The sequence below is a fragment of the Leisingera sp. F5 genome (genome assembly GCF_001593695.1).
Genome location: NZ_LUKH01001115.1, coordinates 1 through 1264, shown reverse-complemented (window position 1 = coordinate 1264; position 1264 = coordinate 1). Strand labels below are relative to the sequence as shown.

The following is a 1264-nucleotide window of genomic DNA, read 5'->3' as shown; positions in this document are numbered from 1 at the left end:
GGGTGAGGCGGGTATAGGCGCAACCCTTGGATTTTGCTGCCATTGCCAGCGCTTCGAAATCCACATGGGCAGTCAGGTCGGCCTCGCCGGGGGCTTGCAGCGGATCGGCGGGTTCATGCGCGCGCACGGCTTGCATGGTATCGCCAAGGGCGCGCCAGTCGCCGTAATCCGCAATCAGAGCCGCGCCGCCATGGGTGGCGATTCGGACTGCGATGGCCTGGGTGACGGGGGCGGCGGCGTCGCAGAGTTCGACCAGATCGCCCTCCTGCGTGTCCTGCAACCGGTGATCCAGGGCTGGCTGCGGCGCGGCGGGGCTGAGGCCGAAGGCGAGCGCGCCGTCTTGCAGACCGATGCGCTTTTCGCTCCAGAGATCGCCGCTGCGGATGAATTGGCGGATGGGCAGGGCGTCGAAAAACTCATTTGCCACCAGGAACAGCGGCTGGCCCGGCAGGGCGTCCGCATGGTCCAGCCATTCGGGGGCATATGCGTCCAGCGTCCTGGCTTGGGTGTTGCGCAGTTTCGGTGAGGCCTCGACCAGTTTGATCTGCATCGCCGTGTGGAACCCCGGCACGCCGCGGGTGGCGCGCAAGAGGTCAGCCATCAGAGTGCCGCGGCCCGGTCCCAGTTCGGCGAGCGTGAAGGGGGCCGGGGCGCCTTGGTCCAGCCAGCATTGGGCCAGGGCGAGGCCGATCAGCTCGCCGTACATCTGGCTGATTTCCGGCGCGGTGGTGAAATCGCCCTGCGCACCAAGCGGATCGCGGGTGGTGTAATAGCCATACTGCGGGTGCAGCAGGCACTCCCCCATGTAGGCGGCAACAGACATCGGGCCATCCGCCTGGATGCGGGCAGCGAGGTGATCTGCCAGGCTCATGCCGCGCTCCGGGCGGTATGGCGGGCGCGCAGCAGGAAATAGAGGCCGATGGCGATCATCGGCAGCGACAGCGTCTGTCCCTGGGTGAGGCCGAAGCCGTCCATGTGCCAGGCCAGCCCCAGCGGATTGCCGGGAGAGACAAACTGCGCATCCGGCTGCCGGAAGAATTCAACAATGAAGCGGGCAAGGCCATAGCCCGCAAGGAACACACCCAGAAGGCGGCCCGGGGTGTGGAAGGCATTGCGGCGCCAGGCCAGGTACAGCAGCAGGGCGCCGAGGATCAGACCTTCCATCAGTGCCTCGTACAGCTGCGAGGGGTGGCGGGCGCAGAGTTCGCCCAGTGCCTGGCCGCAGTCCTGCGCCGCCTGGCCGGGGAAGGCGACGCCCCAGGGC

General features: G+C 67.6%; 2 protein-coding genes. Both read right to left on the bottom strand.

Translation table 11 applies throughout. From position 1 onward, the window contains the following. On the bottom strand, positions 1 to 871 hold an 871-nt coding region (locus A2I95_RS39370; protein ID WP_291737793.1), incomplete at its 3' end, for an SAM-dependent methyltransferase. Next, a partial coding sequence (locus A2I95_RS39365; protein ID WP_291737792.1) for a prolipoprotein diacylglyceryl transferase family protein occupies positions 868 to 1264 on the bottom strand: 397 nt, incomplete at its 5' end. The genes A2I95_RS39370 and A2I95_RS39365, both read right to left, overlap by 4 nt.